The following is a 1,910-nucleotide window of genomic DNA, read 5'->3' on the forward strand; positions in this document are numbered from 1 at the left end:
ACCGGGAGGCGAAGAATAGGTCCGACCATAGAGCCCGTTCGAGAATGCGCTGGTGCGAGTCGATTGGGGGTGGTTTCGAGAACCGGCGCGCAGCGGACGTTTGGGTCCGTGAGCACCGGAAGCGCAGAAACCGCCCTCAGGCGGCCGCACCAGTAGCGTTATCGAATGGGCTCTACTTCACCATCTCCCACGCCAGCGGCTCGCCGCGGGCCAGGTCGCGGCTGGCGCGGCGGCCCAGCACCTGCGGCTGGTGCTTCGGCGCCAGGCCGTAGCCCGGGCGGATCGACCGCACATTGGCCTCGGTCAGGAGGTCGCCGGCCTTAACGTCCTGGGTGACATAGAGCGACCGGCGATAGACGATGTTGCCGGCCTCCGACCCCTTCAGGTCGTAGCGGACGCTGCCCAGCGCCGCCCAGGCCGCCTTGCAGTCCTCGACCAGCCGGGTGAACTCTGCCGGCTCCAGCGAGAACGCCGCATCCGGCCCGCCATCGGCGCGCGCCAGGGTGAAATGCTTCTCGATCACCGACCCGCCCAGCGCGACCGCGGTGACCGAGGCGGCGGTGCCCATGGTGTGATCGGACAGGCCGCTGATGATGCCGAAGGTCTGCGACAGGTTGGGGATGGTGCGCAGATGCGCATCCTCCATCGGCGCGGGATAGGCGCTGATGCAGTGCAGCACCACCAGCCCGTCGGCACCGCCCCGGCGCGCGGCGTCAATCACCTCCTGGATTTCGCCGAGATTGGCGAGGCCGGTGGAGATGATCATCGGCTTGCCCTTGCTGGCGATGTATTCGACCAGCGGCAGGTCCACCACCTCGAAGGACGCGACCTTGTAGGCCGGGGCGCCCAGCCGCTCCAGCAGGTCCACCGCGGTCTTGTCGAAGGGGGTGGAGAAGATGGTGATGCCGAGTTCGCGCGCCTTGGCGAACAGCGCCTCGTGCCAGTCCCAGGGGGTCGACGCCTCCTGGTACAGGTCGTACAGCCGCCTTCCGTCCCACAGCCCGCCCTTGATCCGGAACTGGTCGCCGTCATGGTCCAGGGTGATGGTGTCGGCAGTGTAGGTCTGCAGCTTCACCGCGTCGGCGCCGGTGGCCTTGGCCGCCTCCAGCATGCGCAGCGCCCGTGCCAGCTCGCCGTTATGGTTCCCCGACAGCTCGCAGATGATGTAGGGCGGATGGTCCGGGCCGATCTTGCGGCCGGCGATTGAAATAGGCTGCATCCGGGCCCCCTCGGGCACAATTGGCTTGGCTGAAACCGCGCCAGTCAAACCCAGGCCGATCCGAAGGTCCAGCCTGCTCAATGTGCGCCGCCCAGGTTCAGCCCGACGATGCCGGCGATGACCAGGGCGACCGATGCCAGCTTCAGCAGCGTCAGTGCCTCCTCGAACCACAGCACGCCGATGGCCACGGTCAGGGCGGTGCCGACACCGGCCCAGATGGCATAGGCCAGGCTCAGCTCCATCCGCTTCAGCGTCAGGGTCAGCGCGCCGAAGGCGGCGGCGTAGAAGACGAAGATCAGCACCGAGGGCAGCGGGTTGCGGAACCCGTCCGACAGCTTCATGCAGAAGGTGCCGGCGACCTCGAAGCCGATCGCGGCGAACAGCAGGATCCAGGTCATGGGACGGACTCGTTCGACGATGAGGGGTGCTGAGAGAGCCGCTTAGAGGCTGTTTGGAAATGCGCTGGCGTGAGTCGGCTGGCGGTGGTTTCGAGACCCGGCGCGCAGCGGACGTGATAGTCCGTGAGCACCGGAAGCCGAGAGGCCGCCGTCAGACGGCCGCGCCAGCGCGTTGCCGGCCGGTCACTTCAGCTTCGACAGGTCGACCGCCATGGCATAGGCCTGCTTCGCCTCCGCCGGCGCGTCGCCGGTGATGGTGACCAGGACGCGGTTGTCGACCAGCATCTGGATCT

The 1,910-nt window shown here is 67.5% G+C and carries 2 protein-coding genes; both read right to left on the bottom strand.

The window, feature by feature from the left end:
* Positions 1-172 precede the first annotated feature (172 nt).
* Complete coding sequence (gene pseI, locus AC3XYG_RS39130; RefSeq protein ID WP_489145316.1) at positions 173-1,219, bottom strand: pseudaminic acid synthase; 1,047 nt, start codon at positions 1,217-1,219, stop codon at positions 173-175.
* 77 nt (positions 1,220-1,296) lie between these two features.
* Positions 1,297-1,617, bottom strand: coding sequence for a DMT family transporter (locus tag AC3XYG_RS39135; protein WP_489145317.1), 321 nt, complete (start codon positions 1,615-1,617; stop codon positions 1,297-1,299).
* Between the last annotated feature and the right edge of the window lie 293 nt (positions 1,618-1,910).

The sequence above is a fragment of the Inquilinus sp. genome (genome assembly GCF_057815775.1).

Excerpts from the sequence above, each read along its gene's own strand:
- AC3XYG_RS39135 (WP_489145317.1), bottom strand. The coding sequence starts at position 1,617 with ATGACCTGGATCCTGCTGTTCGCCGCGATCGGCTTCGAGGTCGCCGGC.
- pseI (WP_489145316.1), bottom strand. The coding sequence starts at position 1,219 with ATGCAGCCTATTTCAATCGCCGGCCGCAAGATCGGCCCGGACCATCCG.